General features: G+C 38.9%; 21 protein-coding genes. 15 read left to right on the forward strand and 6 right to left on the reverse strand.

The annotated features are described in order from the left end of the window. Positions 1 to 12 precede the first annotated feature (12 nt). Positions 13 to 642 (forward strand): arylesterase, encoded by a 630-nt coding sequence (locus QTA56_RS11195; RefSeq protein ID WP_267981030.1) that lies wholly within the window; start codon positions 13 to 15, stop codon positions 640 to 642. A 27-nt stretch (positions 643 to 669) separates the two neighbouring features. Here QTA56_RS11195 and aac(6')-I read toward each other — a convergent pair whose 3' ends face one another. Next, positions 670 to 1110 (reverse strand): AAC(6')-Ighjkrstuvwx family aminoglycoside N-acetyltransferase, encoded by a 441-nt coding sequence (gene aac(6')-I / locus QTA56_RS11200; protein WP_267981031.1) that lies wholly within the window; start codon positions 1108 to 1110, stop codon positions 670 to 672. 106 nt (positions 1111 to 1216) lie between these two features. Beyond that, entirely contained in the window at positions 1217 to 1831 is a 615-nt protein-coding gene (locus QTA56_RS11205) for a carbonic anhydrase (protein ID WP_004674784.1), read from the reverse strand. Positions 1832 to 2068: 237 nt separating this feature from the next. Here QTA56_RS11205 and QTA56_RS11210 point away from each other — a divergent pair, with 237 nt between their 5' ends. Continuing rightward, the gene (locus QTA56_RS11210) at positions 2069 to 3082 is read left to right on the forward strand and encodes an alpha/beta fold hydrolase (RefSeq protein ID WP_267981032.1); all 1014 of its coding nucleotides are present in this window, start codon (positions 2069 to 2071) and stop codon (positions 3080 to 3082) included. 20 nt (positions 3083 to 3102) lie between these two features. After that, positions 3103 to 4113 carry a hypothetical protein gene (locus tag QTA56_RS11215; protein ID WP_267981033.1) on the forward strand — a complete coding sequence of 337 codons (1011 nt, stop codon included), beginning with the start codon at positions 3103 to 3105 and terminating at the stop codon, positions 4111 to 4113. Positions 4114 to 4145: 32 nt separating this feature from the next. On the opposite strand, the gene QTA56_RS11220 is transcribed toward QTA56_RS11215, so the two are convergent. Then, entirely contained in the window at positions 4146 to 6176 is a 2031-nt protein-coding gene (locus QTA56_RS11220; protein ID WP_267981034.1) for a ligand-gated channel protein, read from the reverse strand. Between the two features lie 226 nt (positions 6177 to 6402). Further along, complete coding sequence (nfuA, locus tag QTA56_RS11225) at positions 6403 to 7041, reverse strand: Fe-S biogenesis protein NfuA (RefSeq protein ID WP_267981035.1); 639 nt, start codon at positions 7039 to 7041, stop codon at positions 6403 to 6405. Positions 7042 to 7194: 153 nt separating this feature from the next. Between nfuA and QTA56_RS11230 the strand changes: the two genes are divergently transcribed. Then, complete coding sequence (locus tag QTA56_RS11230) at positions 7195 to 7812, forward strand: rhomboid family intramembrane serine protease (RefSeq protein WP_267981036.1); 618 nt, start codon at positions 7195 to 7197, stop codon at positions 7810 to 7812. Between the two features lie 166 nt (positions 7813 to 7978). Beyond that, positions 7979 to 9109: a helix-turn-helix transcriptional regulator gene (locus QTA56_RS11235; RefSeq protein WP_267981037.1), complete on the forward strand. Its 1131-nt coding sequence runs from the start codon at positions 7979 to 7981 to the stop codon at positions 9107 to 9109. Positions 9110 to 9130: 21 nt separating this feature from the next. Here QTA56_RS11235 and epmA read toward each other — a convergent pair whose 3' ends face one another. Together epmA and QTA56_RS11245 are read right to left on the reverse strand one after the other, a co-directional pair. Further along, positions 9131 to 10114: an EF-P lysine aminoacylase EpmA gene (gene epmA / locus QTA56_RS11240; RefSeq protein WP_267981038.1), complete on the reverse strand. Its 984-nt coding sequence runs from the start codon at positions 10112 to 10114 to the stop codon at positions 9131 to 9133. Next, positions 10111 to 11178 carry a 4-phosphoerythronate dehydrogenase gene (locus QTA56_RS11245; RefSeq protein ID WP_267981039.1) on the reverse strand — a complete coding sequence of 356 codons (1068 nt, stop codon included), beginning with the start codon at positions 11176 to 11178 and terminating at the stop codon, positions 10111 to 10113. The genes epmA and QTA56_RS11245 overlap by 4 nt, the downstream gene beginning before the upstream one ends. A 444-nt stretch (positions 11179 to 11622) precedes the next feature. Here QTA56_RS11245 and QTA56_RS11250 point away from each other — a divergent pair, with 444 nt between their 5' ends. From QTA56_RS11250 to QTA56_RS11295, 10 genes are all read left to right on the forward strand, one after another. After that, positions 11623 to 12840 carry a tyrosine-type recombinase/integrase gene (locus QTA56_RS11250; protein ID WP_267981040.1) on the forward strand — a complete coding sequence of 406 codons (1218 nt, stop codon included), beginning with the start codon at positions 11623 to 11625 and terminating at the stop codon, positions 12838 to 12840. Between the two features lie 132 nt (positions 12841 to 12972). Next, positions 12973 to 13932 carry an Abi family protein gene (locus tag QTA56_RS11255; protein WP_267981041.1) on the forward strand — a complete coding sequence of 320 codons (960 nt, stop codon included), beginning with the start codon at positions 12973 to 12975 and terminating at the stop codon, positions 13930 to 13932. 594 nt (positions 13933 to 14526) lie between these two features. Beyond that, on the forward strand, positions 14527 to 16035 hold the full coding sequence (locus QTA56_RS11260) for a recombinase family protein (protein WP_267981042.1): 1509 nt from the start codon (positions 14527 to 14529) through the stop codon (positions 16033 to 16035). A 2-nt stretch (positions 16036 to 16037) separates the two neighbouring features. After that, positions 16038 to 16946, forward strand: coding sequence for a ParB/RepB/Spo0J family partition protein (locus QTA56_RS11265; RefSeq protein ID WP_267981043.1), 909 nt, complete (start codon positions 16038 to 16040; stop codon positions 16944 to 16946). Beyond that, positions 16933 to 17805 (forward strand): plasmid partitioning protein RepB C-terminal domain-containing protein, encoded by an 873-nt coding sequence (locus tag QTA56_RS11270; RefSeq protein WP_267981044.1) that lies wholly within the window; start codon positions 16933 to 16935, stop codon positions 17803 to 17805. The genes QTA56_RS11265 and QTA56_RS11270 overlap by 14 nt, the downstream gene beginning before the upstream one ends. 273 nt (positions 17806 to 18078) lie before the next feature. Continuing rightward, entirely contained in the window at positions 18079 to 19389 is a 1311-nt protein-coding gene (locus QTA56_RS11275; protein ID WP_267981045.1) for a TolC family protein, read from the forward strand. Continuing rightward, on the forward strand, positions 19379 to 21073 hold the full coding sequence (locus QTA56_RS11280) for an efflux RND transporter periplasmic adaptor subunit (protein WP_267981046.1): 1695 nt from the start codon (positions 19379 to 19381) through the stop codon (positions 21071 to 21073). The genes QTA56_RS11275 and QTA56_RS11280 overlap by 11 nt, the downstream gene beginning before the upstream one ends. A gap of 4 nt (positions 21074 to 21077) precedes the next feature. Then, a complete protein-coding gene (locus QTA56_RS11285; RefSeq protein WP_267981047.1) occupies positions 21078 to 23246 on the forward strand; it encodes a site-2 protease family protein in 2169 nt (722 codons plus the stop codon). Next, a complete protein-coding gene (locus QTA56_RS11290) occupies positions 23239 to 25239 on the forward strand; it encodes a preprotein translocase subunit SecA (protein WP_267981048.1) in 2001 nt (666 codons plus the stop codon). The genes QTA56_RS11285 and QTA56_RS11290 overlap by 8 nt, the downstream gene beginning before the upstream one ends. After that, positions 25240 to 26046 carry an efflux RND transporter periplasmic adaptor subunit gene (locus tag QTA56_RS11295; RefSeq protein ID WP_267981049.1) on the forward strand — a complete coding sequence of 269 codons (807 nt, stop codon included), beginning with the start codon at positions 25240 to 25242 and terminating at the stop codon, positions 26044 to 26046. Positions 26047 to 26051: the final 5 nt, after the last annotated feature.

The following is a 26051-nucleotide window of genomic DNA, read 5'->3' on the forward strand; positions in this document are numbered from 1 at the left end:
ATTTTAAATGCGATGCAAAAATCTAAACTGATCTGGTCCATCCCTAAAACACTTGGAATCATGACCCTCTGTGTGATTCCAACACTGGTTTCAGCCAAGACCATTTTAATTTTGGGTGATAGCCTGAGCGCAGGTTATGGCATAGATGCCAAACAAGGTTGGGTAAATCTGTTACAACAACGTTTAGACCAACAGTATCCGAAACAGCACAGGGTGGTCAATGCAAGTGTCAGTGGCGAAACCACCAGTGGTGCATTGGCGCGACTGCCTAAATTATTGCAAACCTATAAACCAGAAGTTGTTGTCATTGAACTGGGCGGCAATGATGGATTGCGTGGGCAACCACCACAGATGATTCAAAAAAATCTCGCCCAATTGGTACAACTGAGTCAAAAACAGAAAGCCACTGTTTTACTGTTTGGTATGAAAATACCACCGAATTATGGAACTGCGTATAGCAACGCTTTTGAAAATAATTATAAAATTGTAAGCCAACAGTATAAGGTGAAATTACTACCTTTCTTTTTAGATGGTGTAGCAGGCAACAAGACTTTGATTCAGAATGACCAGATCCATCCCAATGCCAAGGCACAACCGATCATGCTAAATCTGGCTTATCCTTATATCAAAGGCGCGTTATAAACCGTGCCTTTGACTCAATAAAAAATTTCAACTGATATTTTTCTTAAAATACACCACACGTTCAGTTTCCTGAAAACCCAGCGCGCGATGCATGGCATGACTGATCGTATTATCAATCGCAGCATCTGAAGCAAATTCTGTACATGCAAATTGCTTTGCCCATTGTTCTACCTGTTGCACCAAAGCGGTGGCTATACTTGAGCGTCGATATTCAGGCAAGACATAAATGCCTTCAAGAAAAGCTACAGGTGACGTTTGCGTGCCATTTACATATTCGTATCGAATAGAAGCTTCCAGCATGGCAATCGCTTGTTGCTGATCGGAATAAGCTAATAATTGTAGCGTATGTATTTGTCCAAGTAGCTGCTGCATTTCTACTAAATGCGCATCTTCAGATTCAGGCCAGAGTAAGATTCTTAATTGCAGCCAGTCAGCCAAAAGTGGCTCAGTTACCGTGATGATGTTCATATGTTTTCTGTTCTTTTATCGCCTTGGCATTTATTTTAATTCAATCAAAAATAAAGTTTAAGCTTGCAGCAAACTGAATAGGGCGAGTTAAAACTCGCCCTGATCCTTAGAAATCAAAAAAAGTGACTTCGCCTGTTTCCAATGAGTATTCAGCACCGACCACAATCAGCTTGCCTTTCTCAATCAACTGTTCTAGCACAGCAGAACCATGACGCAACTGATTCACTGATGCAAATACATTGGAACGAACCGCATGGGCAGACAGCTTTTTCAAATCACCTTTGAGTTCGGTTTGCATCAAAATCTCAACCGATGGACGAACCCGATTCACAATCGACATCAGGTTAGACGATGGCGGCTGCTCTGGATGCATCAAGGTATCAATGGTGGCCTGAATCGCACCACAATGGCTATGCCCCAGCACCACCACCACGGCACAGTCATATCGCTCTGCCGCAAACTCAACACTTCCTACCTGTGACGGCGCAACGATATTGCCTGCAACACGAATCACAAATAAGTCACCCAAGCCCTGATCAAACACCATTTCCGCAGGGACACGTGAATCTGAACATCCTAAAACAATTGCAAATGGGTTTTGACTTCCTGCCAATGCAGCACGTTCCTGGTGAGACAGGTGATTCTGTGAGGTTGCCTCACCTTTCACAAAACGAGCATTACCAACTTTTAAACGTTCCAAGGCTTCTTTAGCAGTGAGCATGCGTGCATCCATCTATGATTGACATGAGCCAACAGTTTAATGTGCGCCTGTTTGAAAGTCACTGACAAAAATAGAATCCATCTAAATACCAGCCTGTCTTTTAATCAGGAAAATAGCGAAAAACGAATGATTTCATTGGCAAGAATTTCCATACATCTGTAGATTATGCAAATGACTCCCCTAATATCTTCCCCAATAATCAATGGGTTTAAAAATAGATCAAGGATAGAACAAATCATGATGAACCGTCTTTTTTCCATCTCCTTTCGCAAGACCTTAACCGCAGCTTTAATTTCATGCAGCTTGGCGACAATCGCAATCAGCTCAACACAGGCAGCCGAAATAGAAATGAGCTTTCAGAATGTGCTGCAACAGGAACGTGCATGGGCAGGTTTACAGACCAAAACCTTAAAAGTCGGCGATATCACCTGGTCATATAGCGAAGGTGGAAAAGCAGGACAACCGATCGTGATTTTAATTCATGGCCTGGCGGGCAGCCGTGACAACTGGAACCGTGTGGCACGAGCCTTAACCGCCAACTACCATGTGATCATCCCAGACTTGCCAGCCAGCGGTGAAACACAGGTTCCGAAAGATTTTGACTATTCCGTTCCAAACGTCACTGAAAAGTTACGCCGTTTTGTTGAGGCAGCCAACCTAACCAGCCCAGCACATATTGCAGGTCACTCACTTGGTGGTTCAATTGCCATGCTCTATGCAGGGCAATATCCATTTGAGACCAAAAGCCTGTTTTTAATTGATGCTGCGGGCGTATATAAGACTGCAACCACGCCATATTTAAAAGATCCAAACCAGATCAAGAATATGATTGTCAGCAAGAAAGGCGATTTTAATTATTTAATGCAACAAGCCATGTTTACCCCACCATTTATTCCAAAAGAGATTGCTCAGGCACAGGAAAAAATGATGATTGGTCAGGTTGAACAAACCCAGAAAATGGTAGATCAGTTAATTGCACTCAATAAGTTATATACTCCAGATTCATTTGCGTTGCTGGCAAGATCCATTGATGCACCAACACTGATTTTATGGGGCAAGCAGGATAAAATTATCAATGTTGAGGTTGCACCTGAGTTAAAATCACTGCTAAAAAATGCCCAGACACCTGTCATTCTGGATAATGTAGGCCATATGCCTATTCTGGAGGCAGACCAATTGGTGGTTCAACAATATTTACCATTCCTGAGCAAGATTCAGTCACAAAAACCTGTAACTGCGCCAACTCCATAAACTTAAAGTTATAAAATCCTATGCCTAAACATCCAATGATAGAACAACTGATTGACGCACAACTTGATTTTCTGGATCAAGAGTTTACACAGGCCGAAACCATTCAACATGAGTTTAAACAGTTCTATCATTGGTTGCGCTTACAGCAACTCCAGCATATCTGGTCATTTGAACAAATCTTTAAACTGATTGAGAAACAAATCCTAGACACACCTGCCAGTTCATTTCTGATTGAACAAATTGCAGAACATATCCGCTTTGCCCTGATTCATCCACGCAATGATCAAACCAACATTGAAGATGTGATTCCTGTTTTAACCATTGACTCAATTGCGCAATATGTTGCAGGTAAAAGTGGCCATCGCCAGCGCCTGATTAAAACCATTGTCGATAATCCTGCCTTTTCTGCCCTGATTACCCAGTTGATTCAACACTCCATTCAGGATTATCTGGATAATTCAGTGATGTCCAAACGTGTGCCAGGCGTTGGGCATTTCATGAAAATGGGCAAATCAGTTTTGGAAACGGTGACCGATTCCAACCTGAATGACACGATTGGTCATTACCTACAAAAGAATATATTAAAAATCAGCCAGATGAGTGAACGGGTATTAAACCAGCACTTTAATGATGACAAGTTGTACCATTTCCAGGCCAACATTTGGCATAAAATTAAGGTCATGCCCTTATCAGTCTTACGCAACTATGTTGAGGTACAAGACCTACCTCAAACTGTGGGAATGGGACATGAAATCTGGGATCATATCCGTCAAACAGATTATTTAAAACAGCAAGTTCATGATGGGGTCTATGCATGGTATGCACGTAATCAGGAACGCACCTTTGATTTATTACTCCGCGATCTGAATATTGATGAAACCCTGATTGAAAATGAATTGAGTGATTTACTGACACCTATGTTACAGCAAGTGATTCAAACAGGTTATTTAAGACAACGTGCCCGCACCTATTTAGAAAAATTTTATTATTCAGAACAGGTTTCTGAAATTCTGACAAAACAAGGCGCATGATGCGCCCTGTTTTGCAAATATCGAGTTAATATTTAGAAACTGTAAGTCACACCAAGGTTATAACGGCGACCATCCAGAACATAACTATAGGTTTCTGTATCAATCTCTTTATCAAACAGGTTATAAACGCCTGCGGCAATCGCGACATTCTGGGTAGGCTTATAGTTTAACCCTACATCAACCAAGGTATAGGCTGGCTTGCCTTTTGCCATCGCGGTACGGCTTAAATAATCCGATGTCTTGCTGCGATAGTTGACACGTCCCCAGCTAGAAAACTGGTCACTGATTTCCCAGTCTGCGGTGGTATTGAACATATGTTTTGGCATTTCATTTAAAGGCTTGCCTTTATTCACACCACTCTTTTGCTCTGTATCAGTAAAGGTATAATTTGCACTCAGGTTCACATTTGGCAAGACTTGCCAGCCCAATGTTGCTTCCGCACCACGCATGTTGGCTTTATCCACATTTTCCCGCAAGCTAACAAAGTCAAACTTTTCACCCAACCAATCACAACTCAGTGACCCAGAAGCACCCTGACAGGTTCTGATTTCAGTAATCTTGTCCTTAAATTCACTGTTAAACAGGGTCAGTCCCGCATTCAGGTTATCGAGGTTATCCCAGTTGAATGACACTTCATAGTTTATGCTTTTTTCAGGTTTAAGCTCAGGATTACCCACAATCACGCCCTTGCTCTGACCACCACCTGTTGCCTGTCCCCACTCTGCAACCGTTGCACGTAGTGCTGGTGTCTTATAACCTGTCGATACGCCACCCTTGATTACCCAGTGATCATTTAAGCCCCAAACGCCATAGACTTTCGGACTCCAGTGATCACCAAACTTCTCATCCTTGTCCAAACGAAGTGAACTGGTCAGGGTAAACTCATCGACAATATTCCATGCATCTTCAACAAACAATGCCCAGCTATAACGATCTAGACTGGAAATTGGTGTCGCGCCGCCAAGACTCAACTGGTTGCCTTTATCATCCAGCTCTTCCTTTAAATACATGCCACCAAAACTCAGGCTGTGCTGATTCAGGTTAATCTTGTTCAATGTATTAAATGTGGTGTTGACCGCTTCCATATTACGTGATGGATTGTCATTTTCTTCACGCTGGATATAGGAATGGGTTTCCACTGCACCAATCTGCCCACGATGGGTCAGGTTGTATTCTGTACGGTAATAATCTGTTAATGAATTGACGGGTGGATTTCGACCTGTTTGCACAGGTGAAATGGTTTTTCCCACAGTTGCATCACGGTTCTGGATCGAACGCTGGTATTCCAGTTCAACGGTATGGTCATCATTTGGTGTCAAACTTAATGCCGCCCCACCTGCACGAATTTTTTGCTTGTTATATCCCCCATAGATTTCATCTTCTTCACGCTGCGAAAATAAACCATTGGCCTTGAATGACAATAAGTTGGCAATCAGGGGACCTGAAAGATAGGCATTGGATTGATAAATATTTCCTGATTTGGAATCTTCTTGTAATGTCGTATCAAGTTTGATTGATCCCTGCCATTCATTACCTGTTTTCTTGGTAATGATGTTGATCACCCCACCCATTGCATCTGAACCATACAAGCCTGACATTGGGCCACGAATCACTTCAATACGCTCGATTGCGCCAATATTTGGCAACCAGCCCTGTTCAATCCCAGAATTGTCACTATTTGGGCGGACTGAACGTGTATTGATTTTTTTGCCATCGACCATAATCACGGTATAGGCACTGCCCATTCCACGGATACTGATGTCGCTTGAACTGCCACCACCTGTGACCACCACACCTGGAACATCCTTTAAGGCATCCGTTACATCACGGTAGGCCTTTTTATTGATTTCTTCCTGAGTCAATACTGAAATGGAAGCCGCAGCCTTTTTAATATCCTGTTCAAACCCGCTTGCCGTAACCACAATTTTTTCCAGCTGAACTGCCGCATGATTATTTGAAAGTTCACCTTTATTTTGTTGGCTTTCTGCCGCATGGGCATACGCCATCATGCCACTGAGAATTGAGAGGGTAAGTAATGATTGATGGGATATTTTATTGGACATAGTCACACCTGAATCAGATAAATCTTAATAATTTCTTAAAAATTCATGGGAATTCTAACAAAAAATAAATAAAACACAATAAAAATGATAATTATTATTATTTATAAATCCTCTTTTGATTTATTGTATCCTGTTATGAAACAAGAAGAAATATGATTATTTTTTATCAAAAAATAAAAAAGCCCTTGATAGGGCTTTTTAAAACTACTGTATATTTCCAGCTTTATTACTTAAAATATGCACCCTCAGCCTGAGTATGGTCAGTTTGGTCAACCACACGCTGCAACTCAGGAACATGCTGTCTCAAGGTGGTTTCCACACCCTGCTTTAACGTTACATCAATCGCAGAACAGCCCTGGCAACCACCACCAAATTTCAACACAGCGGTTAAACCATGTTCAGGATCATTCTGTACTTCAACCAAGCTACAGTTACCGCCATGCCCTTCCAATCCAGGATTAATCTCAGATTGCAGCACATAGGTGATCCGTTCTTCAATTGATGCATCTGGCCCTACACGAGGTACTTTCGAGTTAGGCGCACGGAAAGTTAATTGCCCACCAAAACGGTCTTTGTTGTAGTCAATCACGGCATCAAGCAAATATGGGATAGATGGCGCATCGATATAAGCTGGAAAGTCAGGGTAATCCTGCTTATAGTCAGTTGGCACCACTTCTTCAGGTGCACTATAGGCCATACAACATTCGGCACGTGGTGTACCTGGATGTTCTACAAAAACTCGAACGCCAATTCCTGGAGTATTTTGCTTTGTTAATAAATCACTTAAATACTCTTGTGCAGAGGGAGTAATCAAAAGGTTTGGAATTTCTTCTGCGACAGCAGTGTTGGTGTTCTCAGTCGACATAACAATAATCCTCAAGCTGATGTCGTTATATTAACCGAAGATGGAGGGGATTTAAAAAAAATCAACCATTTTTGTAGGAATTATATGCCAGATGATTGTTTATTCACTTTTTAATGGCATTATTGCCTAGACACTGATCAATCTAAAATTTTTATGTTACCTCTACCCTTTAGTCACACTGTGACACTCATCATTATTACCATTGCAATTTCCCTATTGGCATTTTCCAATCAGGCCGTCATGAACCGCCTGATTTTTTGGCCGCCCGCCATGCAGCGTGGACAATATGACCGTTTCATCACCCATGGTTTTATCCATGCCGATGGCGCTCATTTACTGTTTAATATGATCACGCTGTTTTTCTTTGGCAATATTATCGAAAGCTTTTATCGCCAATTCTTTTATGACATGGGCTTTGTACTGTTTTATCTGGGTGGACTGATTATTGCGATCTTACCCAGCTATCTAAAGCACCGTCATGATGTACACTGGGCAAGTTTAGGAGCTTCTGGCGCGGTTTCAGCAGTCTTGTTTGCCTATATTTTATTTCAGCCCTGGAACCTGATTTTTGTCTTTTTCATTCCCGTGCCTGCCATTATCTTTGCAGTTTTATATGTTGCTTACAGCATCTGGTCTGGTAAACGAGGTAACAGCAATATCAACCATAGTGCCCATCTCTGGGGAGCGGCTTATGGCGTAGTGGTCACCATTCTGCTGGAACCACGAGTGATTCCACATTTTCTCAACCAGCTCACCAAATTACCATTTTAATAAATATTCAGGACTGGCCCCATATTTGGGGCTTTTATTCATCACATCTCATTTCGTCAGATAATTGCACAAAAAATCACAATTCCCTCAGAACCCGATTTTATTTAGCCAAAACCCATATAAAATATAGAAAATATACTTTATTCATTTTAATAGGGTTTTTTAAATGAATCTAATCCAGCAGAGCACTGTTATGGGAATCTTAAACAAGGTTCAGTGTGCCGATGACTGGATTATTTTTCTAGAACAACTGAATCATCATTTTAATGTACAGGCTTCCCAAATTTTGGCGATTGACCTTGAGGTTGAAGCCCTATCCTTTAGTATTCATCACGGCGTAAATTTTGATTCCAACCAATTAGAACAAGCAGCCCTAAAACAAATTCGTCTGGAAATTGATGATGATCCACGTTTAAGAAAACTACTGTCAGCGCCATTAAATGGCTGGATGCATTGTACAGAACATTTTGAGGAGCATGAGATTACCCAGACACAGGTCTACCAGCAGGTGCTGCAACCTTTAGATTTACGCTTCTGCTCGGCAATTCAGGTGATTTATGATCATAAAGTCTGTGTGATTCTCTCATTCCTCACCAGTTTCAGTCGTGGCCCCCTCGGCTGTGCCGAACTCCAGCCAGTTTATGAAATCTTGCCCCTGTTGCAGCAAAAGATGCAGCAATATCGCCATCATTTTGAATATTCCACTATGACCCTGCTGGGATCACAGCTGATTCAAAAGATGAAGCAACCCATTGCAATCATTAACTTAAACGGCGATATTCTGGAGATGAATCCAGAGGCTAAACATTTACTGGTAAATAATCAGCATATTCAAACCAGACAACGCCGTTTCACATTCAGCCTTGAAGATAACCAAATGGTGTTTAACCATAAATTAATGGAACTCGAACGCAGCTATAAAAACAGTCATGACCTGGCTTATGCGGAACGAACCAAGATCATGATGCTGGACCACCATTTATTCCTGACCCTGGATTTACTTAGCCCAGAAAAAACCCATAAGATTTTTGGATTGCGCCCAGTTTTACTGGCAACTTTTTCAGGCCTCAAACACAAACCAAAATATCAAAAGGAAATCTGTACCCAGCTTTTTATGTTTACCCCTGTTGAGCATAAAATTTGCGAACAGCTACTGGAGGGTAAAACCACCAAGGAAATTGCACTTTCATATGAGATTCAGGCAGATACAGTTAAAAAACATCTGCAATCCATTTTTAAGAAAACCAAGACCCACCGCCAGGGTGAACTGGTTCAGTTACTCATGCAATTTTCATAAAAGTATTTGATACATCAATCATTAAGCAATTTCAGCTGGAAATGCAATGACCTGATCAATCTTGACCTGATTCATTGCTACCATCAATAAACGGTCTATACCGAGCGCAATCCCTGAACATTCAGGCATATTCGGCAAGGCTGCCAGTAAGTGCTGATCTGTTGGAATTACAGGTAATCCCTGCTTGGCACGTTCTTTATTATCTGCCTCAAAACGGGAAGCCAGCACTTCTGTATCCAGAAGTTCATCATAGGCATTAGCCAGTTCAAGCCCCTCGATATAAACCTCGAAACGCGCTGCGACCTGCTCTCCATCCTCATCCTGTTTAACTTTTGCCAATGACGCCATTTCTGGTGGAAAATCAGTCAAGAAAACGGGGGCATCAAAACCCAGACTCGGCTCAACAAAATGGGAAAACAACAGATCCATATAGCCTAAACGATCATCGCCCAAGTCAAGGTTAAGTCCAACCCGATGGGCTGTATCTTTAAGTTGCTTCAGTGTTGCCTGCAAGGGATTAATATCCAGACGATCCTGAAACGCATGTTTATAACTGAGAATCATGGGGCGAATTTCACCAAAACGATGTGCCAAACAAGTTTCCAGCAGGTCTGCGGTTTCATACATCAACGCCTTTAAATCCAGTCCAGGTCGATACCATTCCAGCATGGTAAATTCACTGTTGTGTTTACGTCCATGCTCATCATCACGGAAAACTTTACAGATTTGGTAGATCGCCCCACTGCCACTGGCCAGCAATCGCTTCATGGGAAATTCTGGTGAGGTCTGCAAATATTGGATATTTAATTTTCCATGTATATGACGCTGCACCTTTACGGAAGCCAAATGAACATCGGTTACACCTGCCTGAGATAAAATAGGTGTTTCCACTTCCAGCACATTGCGCTCAGCAAAGAACTGGCGAATTTTCTGGTACATCTCCGCACGCGCTTTTAGGGCTTCAATAGAACAGCTGGGTTGATAAGTTTTCATAGCCTGACTCATGCCTTTGGCCCTCCATGTGCAGCCCATTCACGGCGCAAAGGGTAATTTTTACGGAGTAAATCAAAAGCTTTCTGCTCTACTCTCCCTGCCTGAACACAGGCACGAAGCTGCTGATCATCTTCAGCAATATTATAAATCTGAACCAAATGTTGTTTTAATGAGGCTTTTAAATTCTGCTGCCCAAAATACTGTTCAACAGTTGGTAACTGACTCTCAAACCGTTTTGATGGTTGATAGCCAAATGTATGACAAAAGGCCTCATAAATCATCTGTGTGCCTCTGGCCTTACCCTCCAGACTATAGCCCGCAATATGCGGTGTTGCCAAAGCCAATCTTTCTAAAAGTTCTTGAGGAATTTCAGGTTCAAACTCAAAAACATCCAGCACAACCTGACGTTTGGTCTTTTCAATATCTGTCATCAGTGCTGATTGTTGAATCACTGGACCACGTGCGCTATTGATTAAAATAGCGCACGGTTTCATTTCAACTAATGCAGCTTCATCAAATAAATGCTGTGTTGGATAATCACCAGATGTGGTTAGAGGCACATGAATCGAGATCGCATCAGCCTGTTTTAACAGCTCCTGAAAGGATACATTTTCAATGCCAGCGAGTTGCACATAAGGGTCATAGCCAATCACATTCCAGCCCAATAATTGCGCCATCACTGCCAGTCGTTTTCCAACATTACCCAAGCCAACAATCGCTAAAGTAAACGCCTTATTTTCTTCCAATAAATCCATATTTAGATGCAGTAAGGCGGTAATGACATATTCGGCAACTGCCTGCGCATTACAACCTGCCGCATTGCTCCATGCGATGTTCTGTTGTTCTAAAGCTGGAATATCGAGATGGTCTGTGCCAATGGTGGCACTGCCCACAAATTTAATTTGAGTTTGATCAATTAAATCATGGTTGACCTTGGTCACGGATCGAACCAAAAGTGCATCGGCATCCTGTACATCTGCCTGTGTCAGTGTACGCCCTGCCTGATGCTGTATTTCTGCAAATTCCGCAAAGAAATAATCGGTAAACGCCAAATTTTCATCTGCGACAATTTTCATGCAGTGCTTTCCATAAATTAACCTGTGATTATTATCCTTAGCGCAAGAGAAATTGACAAATCAAATCTCAAAGTTACAGTTAAAATAGCAAGAAACCCTTAATTTTGATGGGATGATGAGACTTATCTGGAGTGCCACGCAATTGGTTTCTTTGGTGATTATTTTCTGCATCTGGATGATTATCTTATTTCGATAAATCCTAATAATGCCATAATAAAAAATCCCTGCAAACGCAGGGATTTTTTTGATAAAAACGATGATGAGATTACATCATGCCAATTAACAATCTAACCTTCTCTAAACACCAATTACATTAACAACTATCCATTTGATTTAAATATATTTTTATTCTAACTTTCCATAACAACGTGATACATGCAATTACCAATTTTTGTGAGTAAGATTGTGAGTAAGAGCTTTCAATAATAGCGTTACTCACACTTTATGCTAAACGATCTTAAAATCAAAAGATTAAAACCACGTGAAGAATTATACCGCATAGCTGATCATTCAGGACTGTGTATAGAAGTCCGCCCATCTGGTGGCAAATTCTGGCGTTATCGCTACCGATTTCTTACAAAAGCAAAAATGCTAACAATCGGTCAATATCCTGAAATTACTTTAGCATACGCTCGCTCAAAAACAATGGAGTATCGAGAGCAACTCGCCAAAGGAGTAGCCCCAATAAGCCACCAGAAAAATGAACGCCTTGAAGCAATCAAAGCAAATAATGGTACATTCCGTTTAGTCGCTAGCGAATTTATGAATTCTCGGAAAGCTCAACAATCCAAGAAATGGGAACAGCGCCGCACCAGTTATTTTGTGAAAGATGTTTACCCTCTTATTGGTAATAAGCCTATCCACGAGATTGACTCCATTGATATTAAGACTGTGCTTGATAGTACTATGACAAGAATCAAAAAATCAGGAAAGGGTACAGGAGAAGTTAAAGGAATTTTTGTAAGACAAATCATCGGTGAAGTTATGGAATATGCAATTATCACAAAACGTATTTCTATAGATCCTACTTATGTTCTTAGGGGTTACATTAAACAGCCAGATGTAACCCATGCCAGACCACTAACTGAGTCTGAAAAAAAAGTACTTATGCCTAAGCTCAATGCATACGGTGGCTCAGTTAGCACACGAAATGCTATTAAAGCCGCAACATACACATGGCTTAGAAGCATTGAGATACGTCGAGGCAAAAAGGAATATATTGATTTTGAAGATAAGACATGGACGATTCCAGCAGTATCGAGGGCTGATATTTTGGCTGGCAAGCGCAATATGAAAAAGAACAGAATGCATGTTGTACCATTGTCTGACCAAACCATTGAAATCATAAAAGAGCAATTTTCGCTTTATCCTGACAGTGAATATATATTTGCTGGAGAAGACGGAGAAATGATGGGTAAAACCACGTTGAATACTGCCCTGAGTAATATGAAGTTAGAGTTCAGGATGCATACTCTAAGAGCAACTGCATCCACTGTGGCAAATGAGAATGGTTTTAATAAGGATTGGGTTGAAATACAACTTGCCCACGTTTCTGATAATAAAACACGCGCATCATACAATCATGCTCAATGGTTAAATGACCGTAGAGCAATGATGCAATGGTGGGCTGATCATGTAGATAGTTGGAATAGTAATGAATGAATGATTTATATATCTACCAAATTCATATAATGATCTCTTCGAATGTATGAAGCATACTCTGAAAAGTACTGTGCATTATCAACTTTTAAAATCATCTCAGCATATGATCAATGAATGGTCTAGAGTTGGAACATGATTAAGCCTGTAAAAACATGGAAGTCTTATTCCGATCAAATACAACTATTGCAACAGCGTGGTTTAATCATCACCGACCAAGCTAAAGCAATCAATTACCTACAAAGAATAGGCTACTACCGTCTAAGTGGCTATTGGTATCCATTCCGCCAAACCAATGCAGTAACACAACAAAAACTGGATACTTTTATTGCAGGTTGCCAATTCGAAGATGCAGTACAACTCTATATCTTTGACAAAAAGCTACGACTTCTCATTCTAGATGCGATAGAACGCATTGAAATGGCAGTAAGAGTTGATATTGCTTACTGCTTAGGTAAGCTTAATCCCCTAGCACATCTGAATCCTGTCAGTTTTCATGGTGGTTTTTCCAAAACGATTCACCGAAATAAGACACAGACAGATTATCAAAGTTGGTTGATTCGTTATCAGGAAACCATACGGCGCAACAGCAAAACTGCATTTGTTCAACACTATATTCAAGAATATGGTGGGCAACTCCCTATCTGGGTTGCTATTGAAATATGGGATTTTGGTATGATGTCTACACTCTTCGCAGGGATGAAAAAGTCCCACCAAGATCAAATTGCTCAAAAGTATGGTGCAGCAGATGGTAAAGAATTTGCCAAATGGCTAAGAAGCTTTAATCATCTTCGTAATATTGCAGCTCATCATAGCCGCTTATGGAATGCCAATATTGTAGATCGTTCTAATGTCCCTACGACACTTTCAACTTATACCCTAAATAATGCTAAGCCTTTCTTATATTTATGTTTAATCAAACAAATATTAGATGTAATTTGTCCAAATTCACAATGGGGTGAAAGACTTAAGCAATTGTATTTAGATTTTCCACTGAAAAATCATGTGGTTGTAGATATAAGAGATACTGGCAGTATTACAGGATGGGAAAATTGGCAACTCTGGAAAAATAAAAGCCAACACGTACATAATTGATCACAACTATGAAGAGGTGTTGGGCGTATTAGGGTTATTATGGAGTAAAGCTAACTTTAGATCAATATCTCTTACCAACTATCTGATTTTTTAGACCATTACAGTAGCCAGTTTAAGTTAAAATTTCTAAGAAAGGATTCTTATCTAGAATTGCAGCGTTAGACTTTTTCTTTAAAAAATCTATTAAATTATCTTGACGATATAAAAGCATTACAATTTCCTGAAGTGAGCAAAAGAATAATGTTTTATGACTGAGAGCATCTCTACACTGAGATATTACGGACTCCGTATATATAATTATAAATATTTAAAAGATTAAGTCAGTATGAATAGCGTCATCTTCGAAAAGCTGTAGAGTACGAATATGTACCTCAGCCTGTCTAGGGTCAGTTTTTCCTATATAAATTGTATTAGTTCAGACTTAATCTGATAGATATGTTAAAAATTTTTTAAAAAGTATAATTGTCATAATACATACATTATTTTGTAACATATTCCCTCTACATTTAAAAATCACCCTATTTCTTTGATAGGATTATCGCTAAAAATGTCTCTATCAAATCAAAATAATAAAAAATTCATGTGGCCGCATATATGCGAATGTCCACTGATGATCAAAAAAATTCTATAGAAAATCAATTATCTTTTATTAAAGGCTATGCTGCCGCTCATAATATGATTATTGTAAAAGAATATAAAGATATAGGAATAAGTGGTTTAAAATTTGATAACCGCCCAGCAATACAACAACTTTTATCAGACGTTATCAACCATCAAGCCGATTTTGAAATCGTTTTAGTTTATGACATGAGCCGATGGTCTCGTTCACAAAATACAAAAGAAAGTCGGTTCAATCTGTATTTATGTGAAAAAAATGGTGTAAGGGTCATTTGCTGTGTAGGAAATGGGGCTAAATATGATAGTAATCCTGATGAGTTTTCCGCAGAAATAAGGGAACTATTTGATTTACATGACGCAGCTAATTTTAGCAAGAATCTATCCTTACGTGTCTTTCGTGGACAATGTCACCTCATCACTTTAGGATTTAGACAAGGTGGTTCTGCTGGTTTCGGTTTTCGTCGAGTACTTTTTGATGGTGCAGGCAATAGAAAATTTATCTTAAAACGTGGGCAATGGAAAAGTTTACAAACCGATCGGGTAATTTTAGAAAAAGGTCCTCAAGAAGAGGTTGATATCGTCAATAAAATTTATCAATGGTTTGTATATGATCGAAAAACTGAAAGAGAAATTGCAGATATTTTAAATTCAGAAAGTATAAAAACAGATCTGGATAGGCCTTGGACTAGAGGTGTCGTACATCAGATCTTAACCAATGAAAAATATATTGGTCATAATGTATATAATCGTAAATCCTTTAAACTTAAAGCTAAACGAGTATCTAACCCTCCAGAGGAATGGGTGCGTAAAAATCATGCTTTTCCAGCAATTGTACCATTTGATTTATTTGAGCAGACTCAAGACATCATTTATAAACGTTCTAAAAAAATCACAAAAAAACAGATGATAGAATTATTAAGAAAATTACTAGAAACTAAAGGTAAATTATCAGGTCTGTTGATTGATGAACAAGAGAATATGCCATCCTCATCTATTTATCGTGCTAAATTTGGTGGACTATTAAAGGCTTATATCTTGGTGGGATTTAAACCTGAAAGGGACTATTCATATATTGAAACAAACAAAAACCTAAGAGATATGTATCCGCAGATCTTAGAACAGGTAAATAAAGGTTTCAAAGAATATGGTTCAGAGATAAAACAACTAAGTAATGGTCTGATCTGTGTTAATAATGGGCTAAATATATCTATTATCTTATCCAGATGTATTACCAAGTCTCCATCAAATCACCAATGGTTATTACGTTTTGACAGTGGACTAAAACCAGATATTACAGTTGCAGTACGAATGAAACCTGATAATCTCAACATTTTAGACTATTACATCATTCCTCATCTGGCAATTCAAGATGACATATTAAAAATTAACTCACTCGATCAATTTACTCTAGATGTATATAGATTTGACTCACTTGATTTTTTGTATAAATCAACCACTCTTATTCCCCTTTTTAAGGTAAGCTAGTTATGCAAGAAATTGGCAACATAAAATTAATCCCCATTAACAAAATCAATATTGCAAATCCAAGAGCGCGTGGACGAAAACAACATAATGAAATTGTTGAAAGTATAAAAAATTCTGGATTAAAGAAACCGATTACTGTTAGAGTTCGCACCGACCAATCCAATGACCTTGAATATGATCTAGTCTGTGGTCAAGGGCGTATAGAAGCATTTAAAATACTTAAACAAGAATATATTTGGGCTTGTATCCTAGAGGTTTCTGAAGATCAAGGTATGGTCATGAGTCTTGTTGAAAATATTGCAAGGCATAATCGCTCATCTATTGAACAGTTACATGAAATTAAAGCACTAAAAGAAAGAGGTTATTCTAACAAGCAAATTGCTGAACGTATTGCGACAACAGAAAACTGGGTGAATATCGTCCTCGCTCTACTTGAACGAGACGAAAGCCGTCTTTTGACTGCGGTTGATAGCGGAGTAATACCTATTGATCTTGCTGTTTCAATCTCCAGAAGTAGTACCGTAGAAATTCAAAATTTACTCACTGAAGCTTTGGAAAAGAAAGAAATTAAAGGAAGTCAAATTTCAACTATACGCAATATTTTGGATAAAAGAGAAAGAGGTTTCAAGAACCAACCTAGTAATAATGTTTTTGGTCGTAACCCTATAAGACCAAATAAAATAAGTTTAGAGGATCTTAAAAAAATCTGCGATGAAGATATGATTGAATTTGAGCTCATATCAAAAAAATCTCAACTCGTGCAGGACAATATTATTTTTATACAAGAAGCCTTTAAAAAACTAATCGCTATTCCTGCATTTCGGGATTTATTAATTCAACAGGGAATTAAGAAGTTTCCTGAAACCTTACAGCATCTCATTGACTTTGGCCTGACTTATGAAGACAAATAAAGAACTAACGATTAAAGCATCATTTATTCCCAGTATTTATTTAATAGATATAGATAGAATCGTTCCATTAAAAAAATTTCCAAAAGAGTATAAATTAAGCAAAAAGTATCATCAAATTTTACAATCTGTAAAAAATATTGGTTTAGTTGAACCCTTAATTGTTTATCCCTCTCCTCAAAAACCAGATAGTTACCTACTAATGGATGGACATTCAAGGTTACTTGCATTACAGGCCTGTGAGCAAATTCAAGCTAAATGTATCATTAGCACTGAAGATGATACTTTTACCTATAATAATAAGGTAAATCGACTTGCATCAATTCAAAGTGTAAATATGATTATTAATGCTGTAAATATTGGTGTTCCTATATCAATAATTTCACAAACACTTAATATTTCAGAAAAAACTATAAGAGGAAAATTTAACTTATTAACGGGGATTTGTGAAGAAGTCATTAAAATTTTATCCGATCAGCATGTATCTATGGGTGTTTTTCCGATATTAAGGAAAATGAAAAAGTTACGTCAGATAGATGCAGCAACAGGTATGAAAACTAAACAAGACTTTTCTGTTAAATATGCTCGTTTCCTTTTAGATAGCAGTGCAGAACATGAAATACACCCTTTAGAAAAAAAGAAAAGTACGGTCGCTGATAGAGAAAGCAATGCCCAACTACAAAGAGAGATTTCAAATCTCCGAGTAAAACAAAAAAATAAGTATGATACCTTTGCAACAGATAGCTTTAAACTTACCATTATAAAACCATTTATCAAAGAGTTACTTAATAATGTAGAAATTGTTAAATGGTTGGCTAAACATAAAAATGAATATCTCCTTAAATTTAATGAGATTATATAAAACAGAAATGATAAATTCTTGTGGGCATAGCTTTGATTTAATTTCTTGGTCGAAACAAAAATTGGATTATGTCCTTTATTTTTCAATGGCTTAAAAAATTGAGGTTGGCGTAAAATGGTAGTGTAATACACAATAAACCCTCCTATTTATCTTTCACCCTCTACCAACTTTCTATTTTTTATGTAAAAATTACAAAAACATACAATTCATCACATCATGAATAACAATCACTTTCTTTCTACACACAAGATTATCTGTGCTGTGGTAACAACTTTGCTTACACAACAAGTGATCGCAGATGATTTATTTACACTTTTTTATAAGGCAAAACTTCACTCCCCTCATTTACCTTTGGCTGATGCTCAAAAAGAGATTGCCAAACAAAAATTAAATCAGGCTCTGGCAAGTCAGGATGCCAAGATTAATTTCACAGCCCAAGAGAAAATGGGACAAAATAAACGTCCTGGTCAACCTGAAACAGACTATCGTGTGCGCAATTATGCAGTACAGTTTTCTGTCCCGATCTACAACAAAATACAGGATGAAACAATTTCAACCGCACATCTTGGAGAGGCAATTGCTTTGGAGCAATTTCAGGTCAGTTATAATGAACTGTTGCAGAATGTTGTAGAGCAATACTTTAAAATACTGAGTTTAAAATCCAGACTTGAACTTATACAGCAGCAAAAAGTCCTTGTTTTAGAACAGAAGAGAATGGCAAATGCAAACTTCGCTCAAGGCATGGTTTCGATTACTGATCTAAAAGAAGCTGAAGCCAAGTTTTCAACACTACAAAGTCAAGAGAACAGCATCAATTTTGAGATCAGCAAGGAACAAAGTATTTTAGCTGAACTCATTGGTACAGATGAATTTACTTTTGCCAAAAATAGTATCCCCTTGGATAAATTACCTCAACTGTCTTATTCAGATCAGTCACTATATAATCAGTTACTCTTGACGAAAAACCATCAAATTAGAATTTCAGAACTGAATTTAAAAGTATCCCAAAACGAAATAAAACAATCCCAGGCAGAAAAATATCCTGTACTCAACTTCTCGGCCAAGTTAAGTCGAAACTTTGATTCCCAAGATTCTGCCTTTACCAGCAAACAGGATGGTCTGGATTATCTATATGGTTTTGAGTTAAACATTCCAATGTATAACTCTGAAAACTATTACAAAATTAAAGAGCAAAAAGCGACTTTAGAGAAAAATAAGAATGAGCTTTTGCTTACAACACAAAAGCAAAAGGCTCAAATGCTGGATAATTTTTATAGCACGCTCTCTTCTATTTCAAAAGCAAATGGAATGCAGGACGCCGAATACTCTTCTCAAAAAGCTTGGCTGGCGAATAAAAGGGCTTATGAAGTTGGAATGCGTGTCAATGCCGAAGTGCTAGAAGCCCAGACCAAATATTTCGAGGCAAGGCAAGAACGTCTTTCTGCATGGTATGAAGCATGGCAAAACTATATCAAATTAAAAATAACGACGGGCACATTAATTGAGCAAGAAATTATAGATATTGATCGAATTTTTTATGCAACCACATCTTCTCAAGAATTAAGTTATAACCATGTTAAATAATAATATTCATCATTTTCCAAATGCAATTCAAGTCTGGCTCATCAATTTAAAACGTTTAAATGTCAATGTATTAGATATTTGTTTTGAGAATTTAATCGATCTTGGCAGCCATGTTTTTCAAGATAATGATTTAAATGAATTATGGAATTCAATAAAAGCACAATTATCTACAGAGAAACCTGTCGTTATTCAGAAAAGTGAGCAAGGTTATCTCATTGGTTATTTATTAACAAACTCTAATTCCTCATCCTTAATTGGTTTATCCATAGCGCCTCCTATCAGTGAAATTACCCTTGAACTTATACGAACCAGCATGGGATGGCTTTTTTATGAACAGCAAAGCCAAAAACTGCAACACGCCTTTCAAGCGGAACAACTTCTAGAAATTTTTGCGCATGTGATTAATCAAACCCAGTTCAGAATCGCTGCTCAGGAATGGATTAACCAAACAACAACTTATATCAGAAATCAATTTTCGCATTATCCCAATATCCAGTTAAATTATTTGCTGATTAAAGATAAGCAAAAAGTTCAATGGATTGTGTCTTCCGAGCTGTCATGGACAGAAAAAGGCGCAGCAGATATGCAAAAGTTGAATGAAATTGCATTGCAAACCCTATTTTTACAACATGAGTTACATGAACAGCATTGGTTTGGCTATCCAGTGTTTAATCAGGGAAAAATTCAAGCGATCATTGTTGCCAAAGATCGTTATTTTGAACAACATGATTCACATATGGCACTCAGCCTATATTTAAAAAGCAATATTGATCTCATCCATCCCCTGCTCCAGCATTGGCATCAGTCAGAACAAGGACTAATCGAACATGGTTTAAAATCAGGACAAAACCTGTTCAAAAAATATAGTTCTGATGGACACTATACCTGGAAGATTATTACAGGCTTTCTGGTTGTATTCTTGTTGTGTATTACCCTGGTTCCTGTCGATAAACTCGTCACTGCCAATTTAAATGTTGAGGGTAAAACCCGCTGGATTATTTCTGCACCTACGCAGGGTTTTATACAGCAAGTATTGGTTCGTCCAGGTGATAAAGTCAAAAAAGCACAACCTTTAATTCAACTTGATGATACAGATTTAAGGATCCAGATTGCAGAACAACACAGCTTGCTTGATCAGGCGCAGCATCAATTCCGTGTTGCCATGGCTGAACAGAATTTAACTGACAGTGGTTTGGCAGCCAATCAGATTAAACAGCAAGAAGCAAAAATTCAGACCTTACAAAGAAAAATCAATCAAACAACAGTCACAGCACCAATTACTGGAACAATTATTGATGGCGACTGGATTCAGCAAATCGGAACACCTGTTGAGGATGGCAAGGAACTATTCCAGATTGCCTCACAAGATGCCTATAAGGTGATTTTACATGTTGCCGATAAAGATATTCATTTTATACAGAAAGATCAAAACGGGGTTTTAAAGTTAACTGGTTTACCTGATCAAACCTTTCCAATTCGTATTACCCGCATTACGCCTGTTGCTTCAGTGCAAAACAATGTCAATGGATTCAAAGTTGAAGCCGCATGGTTAGATTCCCCTCCAGCCCTCACACCTGGTATGCAGGGGGTTGGGAAAATCACTGTGGGTAAAACCAATTTGCTATTGCGCTGGTCAAGAGATTTCATCAATTGGATGAAACTAAAAATCTGGTCAAACTGGTAACACAATGCAAAGTCTGTTTTCAGAACACTGGCATCTTGTTCGCCATCTCAAACCTCAGTTAAGGCAAAATGTAGAGGTTTTGCCACGTACTCTACGAGGTCGGGCTTGGTTTTTACTGTTTGAACCGATGTCACAGCGCTTTGTCCGAGTGAATCCTGAAACATGGTATGTGATTACCTTATTAGATGGTCAGTCCAATGTTGAGCAAATATGGGACAGGGCGGCTGAATATATTGAACAGCAAAATGTCAATCTCAATAAACAATATCGGGCGATTAGTCAAAATGAATTGGTACAATTACTGACCCAACTCTATAACAACGATTTATTGCAGACTGAAGTATCTTTCGATTCAGAAGAAATGTTTAAACGCTTTAAGAAGCATAAATTTAATAAATTAAAACAGTCTTTCTTAAATCCAATTAGTTTAAAGCTTCCTCTGGTTTATCCTGATGCATTTTTTGATGGGTTCAAATCCCTTGCTCAAGCCATCTTTAGTATCTGGGCATTGTTATTCTGGATCATCATTGTTAGTCCAGCACTATTACTGCTTGCCGAACATTGGCAAAGTCTAACCAATAACCTGTCAGATCGAGTGCTATCGACTAGTAATCTTTTTATTCTCTGGCTCACTTATCCCATTGTTAAACTGATCCACGAATTTGCCCATGGCTTAGCCATCAAAGCCTGGAATGGCAATGTTCGGGAAATGGGACTGATGTTTATCCTGTTTATTCCGATTCCTTATGTTGACGCCACCTCCTCTTACCATTTTATTTCCAAATGGCAACGGATTGCGGTATCGATTGCTGGAATATTGACGGAGTTATTGCTTGGCGCAGTTGCCATCTATCTTTGGGTATCCACTGAATCTGGGCTGGTCCATGCCTTTGCTTATAACGTAATCTTTATCGCAACTGTTTCAACCGTATTGGTGAATGGTAATCCACTCATGCGTTATGACGGTTATTATATTTTGTCTGACCTACTCGAAATTCCCAATCTGGCAGGTCGGGCAACAAAATATTGGGTTTATTTATCAGACCGTTATATTTTTGGTGCAAAAACAGCACACCCTCCTTATGCAGCAGAAAATGAGCGATTTTGGCTTATTAGTTATGGTCTGATCTCTCCAATCTATCGCATCATGATTATGGTGGGCTTAATTTGGTTTGTCGCTCAAAAATACTTCTTCTTTGGTGTGATACTTGCCATTATTTCTGGATTTATGACCATTGTTTTACCTCTCTATAAAGGGGTTAAACACATTTATCAAGGAGCAACCTTGTCAAAATATCGTGATCAGGCAATCCGACGTTTATGGTGGATTATTGCCACCATCATTGTTATTTTGTTTGTTGTTCCTTTTCCGTTTTACAGTACCCAACAAGCAATCGTTTGGTTACCTGAAGAATCCATTATTCGAGCCAACGAATCAGGACATATCCAGAAAATTGATTTTAAGACTCATCAAATCCAACAAAACCAGATACTTTTTCAACTTTCCAACCCTGACCTTGTTGAAAAATACGAGTTACAAAAACTACAGGTTGAGGAGCTGGATTATAAACTGAGACAAGCTTCCCTTGATGATTTATCAGAACGTAAAAAGCTGGAGTATCAAAAGCAAGGTGCGGTGCAACAACTCCAGCAATATCAATATAAAATTAAGCAACTTGAGGTCAACAGTGCCGTTGCTGGAAAATGGTTTGCCAAAGATGCGATTGAACTCAATCAACGCTACTATAAACGTGGTGATATTATTGGTTATGTGATTAACCAACCTGCTCAAATTGTTCGTAGTGCAGTTTTACAACAGGATTATGATTTAATTCATACTCGCTTAAAAGGAATTGAAATCCGTTTTAAAAATCACTTTGACACCATTTATACGGGCAAAATCATTAGAAGCACACCACAAACCCAAAAGAAACTCTTATCTTCGGCGTTGGGGAGCCAAGCAGGTGGAAATATTACGGTTGATCCAAATGATCAGGAAGGCACAACCGCTTTACAGAATTATTTTGATCTAGACATTCAACTCTCCCAACCTTTGGATTCCTCGGTTTTTGGTGATGTCGCCTATGTTCGTTATGACTTGGGCTATTCTCCTCTGGCATGGCAATGGACCAGAAAATTGCGTCAATTATTTTTGGAGCAGTTCTATGTCTAATCTGCGTGCCATCCAGAATATGTCACTGCGCCCTTTCTATTTATCCAATGTGGCACGGGTAGAACAAAAAGATCAGGAATTGCATAAATTTGAAATTTTCTTTGCCAACCTTTTAGGCTGGATTCCTGCTAAAAAGATTTCCAGAAAACATGTGCGAAAGTTTGCACAAGCGATTGCCCCACATCGTGAAGAGTTAAGGCAACTTGACCAGACCCAACTCGTGCACAAGTTTCAACATGCGATTCAGTTATTGTCTACGGAATCTTCACATCACCAATCTATTGCCCTGATATTTGCTTGCGTGGGTGAGGCAATTTCTCGTGTCTTTAATATCTATCCGCATCCAGTACAGTTTATGGGGACCTATATTTTACTGACAGGCCGTCTTGCAGAAATGCCAACTGGGGAAGGTAAAACGCTGGTTGCTGGTATGGCAGCCACCATTATGGCAGCGACAGGAAATTTCGTGCATGTCCTCACCACCAATGCCTATTTAGCCCAACGGGATGAAGAAGAACTCCGCTCCTTATTCCAGTTCTTTCAACTGAGTAGTGGTGCAATTTATGGTGAAATGGAAATTCCTGAAAGAAAAGAAAATTATCATCAACAGATTTGTTATGTGAGTGCCAACGAGATTGTTTTTGATTATTTAAAGGATCATATTTCTGGCAAAGGAACACAGCCTAGACAAATTGAAAATCTTCGTTCGTTGGCGACTGGGCAAGTTTCTGAGGATACAATGATTGTTCCCGCTCTACATTTCTGTATTGTGGATGAAGCGGATAGTGTCTTCATTGATGAAGCTCAAACGCCCATGGTGATTTCGCAAGAAGCGGAAGGGTTGATTGAAGCTGCAATCATCCATTGGGCGATTGAACAGGCAAGACAACTGATTCCCGAAGTTGATTTTACCATGCTGGAGGCTGAGCACCATGTTGATATTGAACGCATTCCCACAGATAAGGAAGTCCCCCTACCTCAAGATGTACGGCCAATCTGGTATAACCATGCATGGAAAATGTTGCTGATTAAACAGGCCTTGTCTGCCCTACACCTCTACCATAAAGACCAGCATTATATTATTCAGGACAATAAAATTCAGATTGTAGATGAATCTACAGGTCGGATTATGGCTGACCGCTCATGGGAGCAAGGTTTACATCAACTGATTGAAGCAAAGGAAAATGTTGAACTGACCAAAGGGCGAGATACTTTAGCCCGAATGACCTTTCAGCGTTTTTTTAGACGATACCTGCTTTTATCAGGACTCACAGGCACTGGGCTGGAAGTTTCACGGGAACTCTGGATGATCTATCGTTTAAAAGTCTGCCAGATTCCCCCCAATATTCCATCAAAACGTAAGCAACTAAAACATCGTTATTTTAAAAGTAACCATGAAAAATACACGGCGATTGCACAACATGCCAAAGCAATCGCTGATACCAAACGTTCAGTTCTTGTCGGCACACGTAGCATTGAAGCATCAGAGGCTATTTCAGAAGCCCTGACCCAACTGAATATTGAGCATATTGTGTTAAATGCTCGGCAAGATGCACAGGAGGCAGCCATTATTGCTGAGGCTGGCCATAGTGGAAAAATTACCGTCGCAACCAATATGGCAGGTCGTGGTACAGATATTAAATTACGTCCAGAAACCAAACAGGCAGGCGGACTGCATGTTGTTTTGACTGAGTTCCATGAATCAGCACGAATTGATCGACAACTGTATGGCCGAGCAGGTCGTCAAGGTGACCAAGGTTCTTGTGTTGCCTATGTTTCAGGTGAAGATCAACTGATGCAACAAAACATTCAGTGGTTTATTTATGTACTGAATCTCATCCCTATTGTTGTATTACGGCATTATCTGTTGACACTTGCAGTCAAGCACATGCAAAAAAAATGTCAGAAACGAGCTTACCGTAACCGTATCGCCATGTTTAAACAAGATAAAAAATTAAATTCTCAAATTGGTTTTGCAGGAAAAATTTATTAAATGAAATATGCCCTCCTCTTTATCGCTACCATCACTTATTCGGCACCTGCCCTTGCAGAAACACTCAGTTTTGCCTGTATGGTACAGCCTGCACAAATTGTGGAAATACGGAGTCCTATTACAGGTATTTTACAAAGTATTCCTGTAAAGGCAGGCAGTCAGATTAAAAAAGGTCAGGTGCTGGCACAGATAGAATCCAGCGTAGAAAAGTCCGCAAGCCAAACAGCCTACTATCGCACCCAGTTACGTGGCTCTGCCAATACCGCACGTTCTAAAATCGAACATGCAGAAAGTAAAGTACAGCGTATGAAACAATTACTGGCTGAGAATTTTGTATCCCGTCAAGCTTATGATGATGCCTATAGTGAGTTACAACAGGCTCGATCTGAACTACAGACTGCACAGGAAAGTATTAAGCAAGCAGAATATGAGTATAAACAGAGTCAGGCCGACTTAAACCGTAGAACGATTTATAGTCCATTTAATGGTGTAGTCGTACAACAGTATATTTATGCTGGCAGTTTGGTAAACCCAACTGAAGGAAAAAATCCAATTTTAAAGATCGCCCAAACTGATCAGTTTAAGATCAATGCAATTATTCCCTTAAAGTACTTTAATACAATTAAAAAAGGTCAGAAAGTAAAGATCGTTCCAGAAACGCCATTTGAAAATTTTGCAGCCATTATTCAACTTGACCATGTCGATCAAGTGATTGATGCCAGTTCTGGAACTTTTAGTACAGGTGCAACCATAAAAAGTAGCGGTGTAAAATTCCCAAGTGGAATCCGTTGTAAGATGTATTTATAAAAATA

The sequence above is a fragment of the Acinetobacter thutiue genome (assembly GCF_030385805.1).
GTDB classification, from domain to species: Bacteria; Pseudomonadota; Gammaproteobacteria; order Pseudomonadales; family Moraxellaceae; genus Acinetobacter; species Acinetobacter corruptisaponis.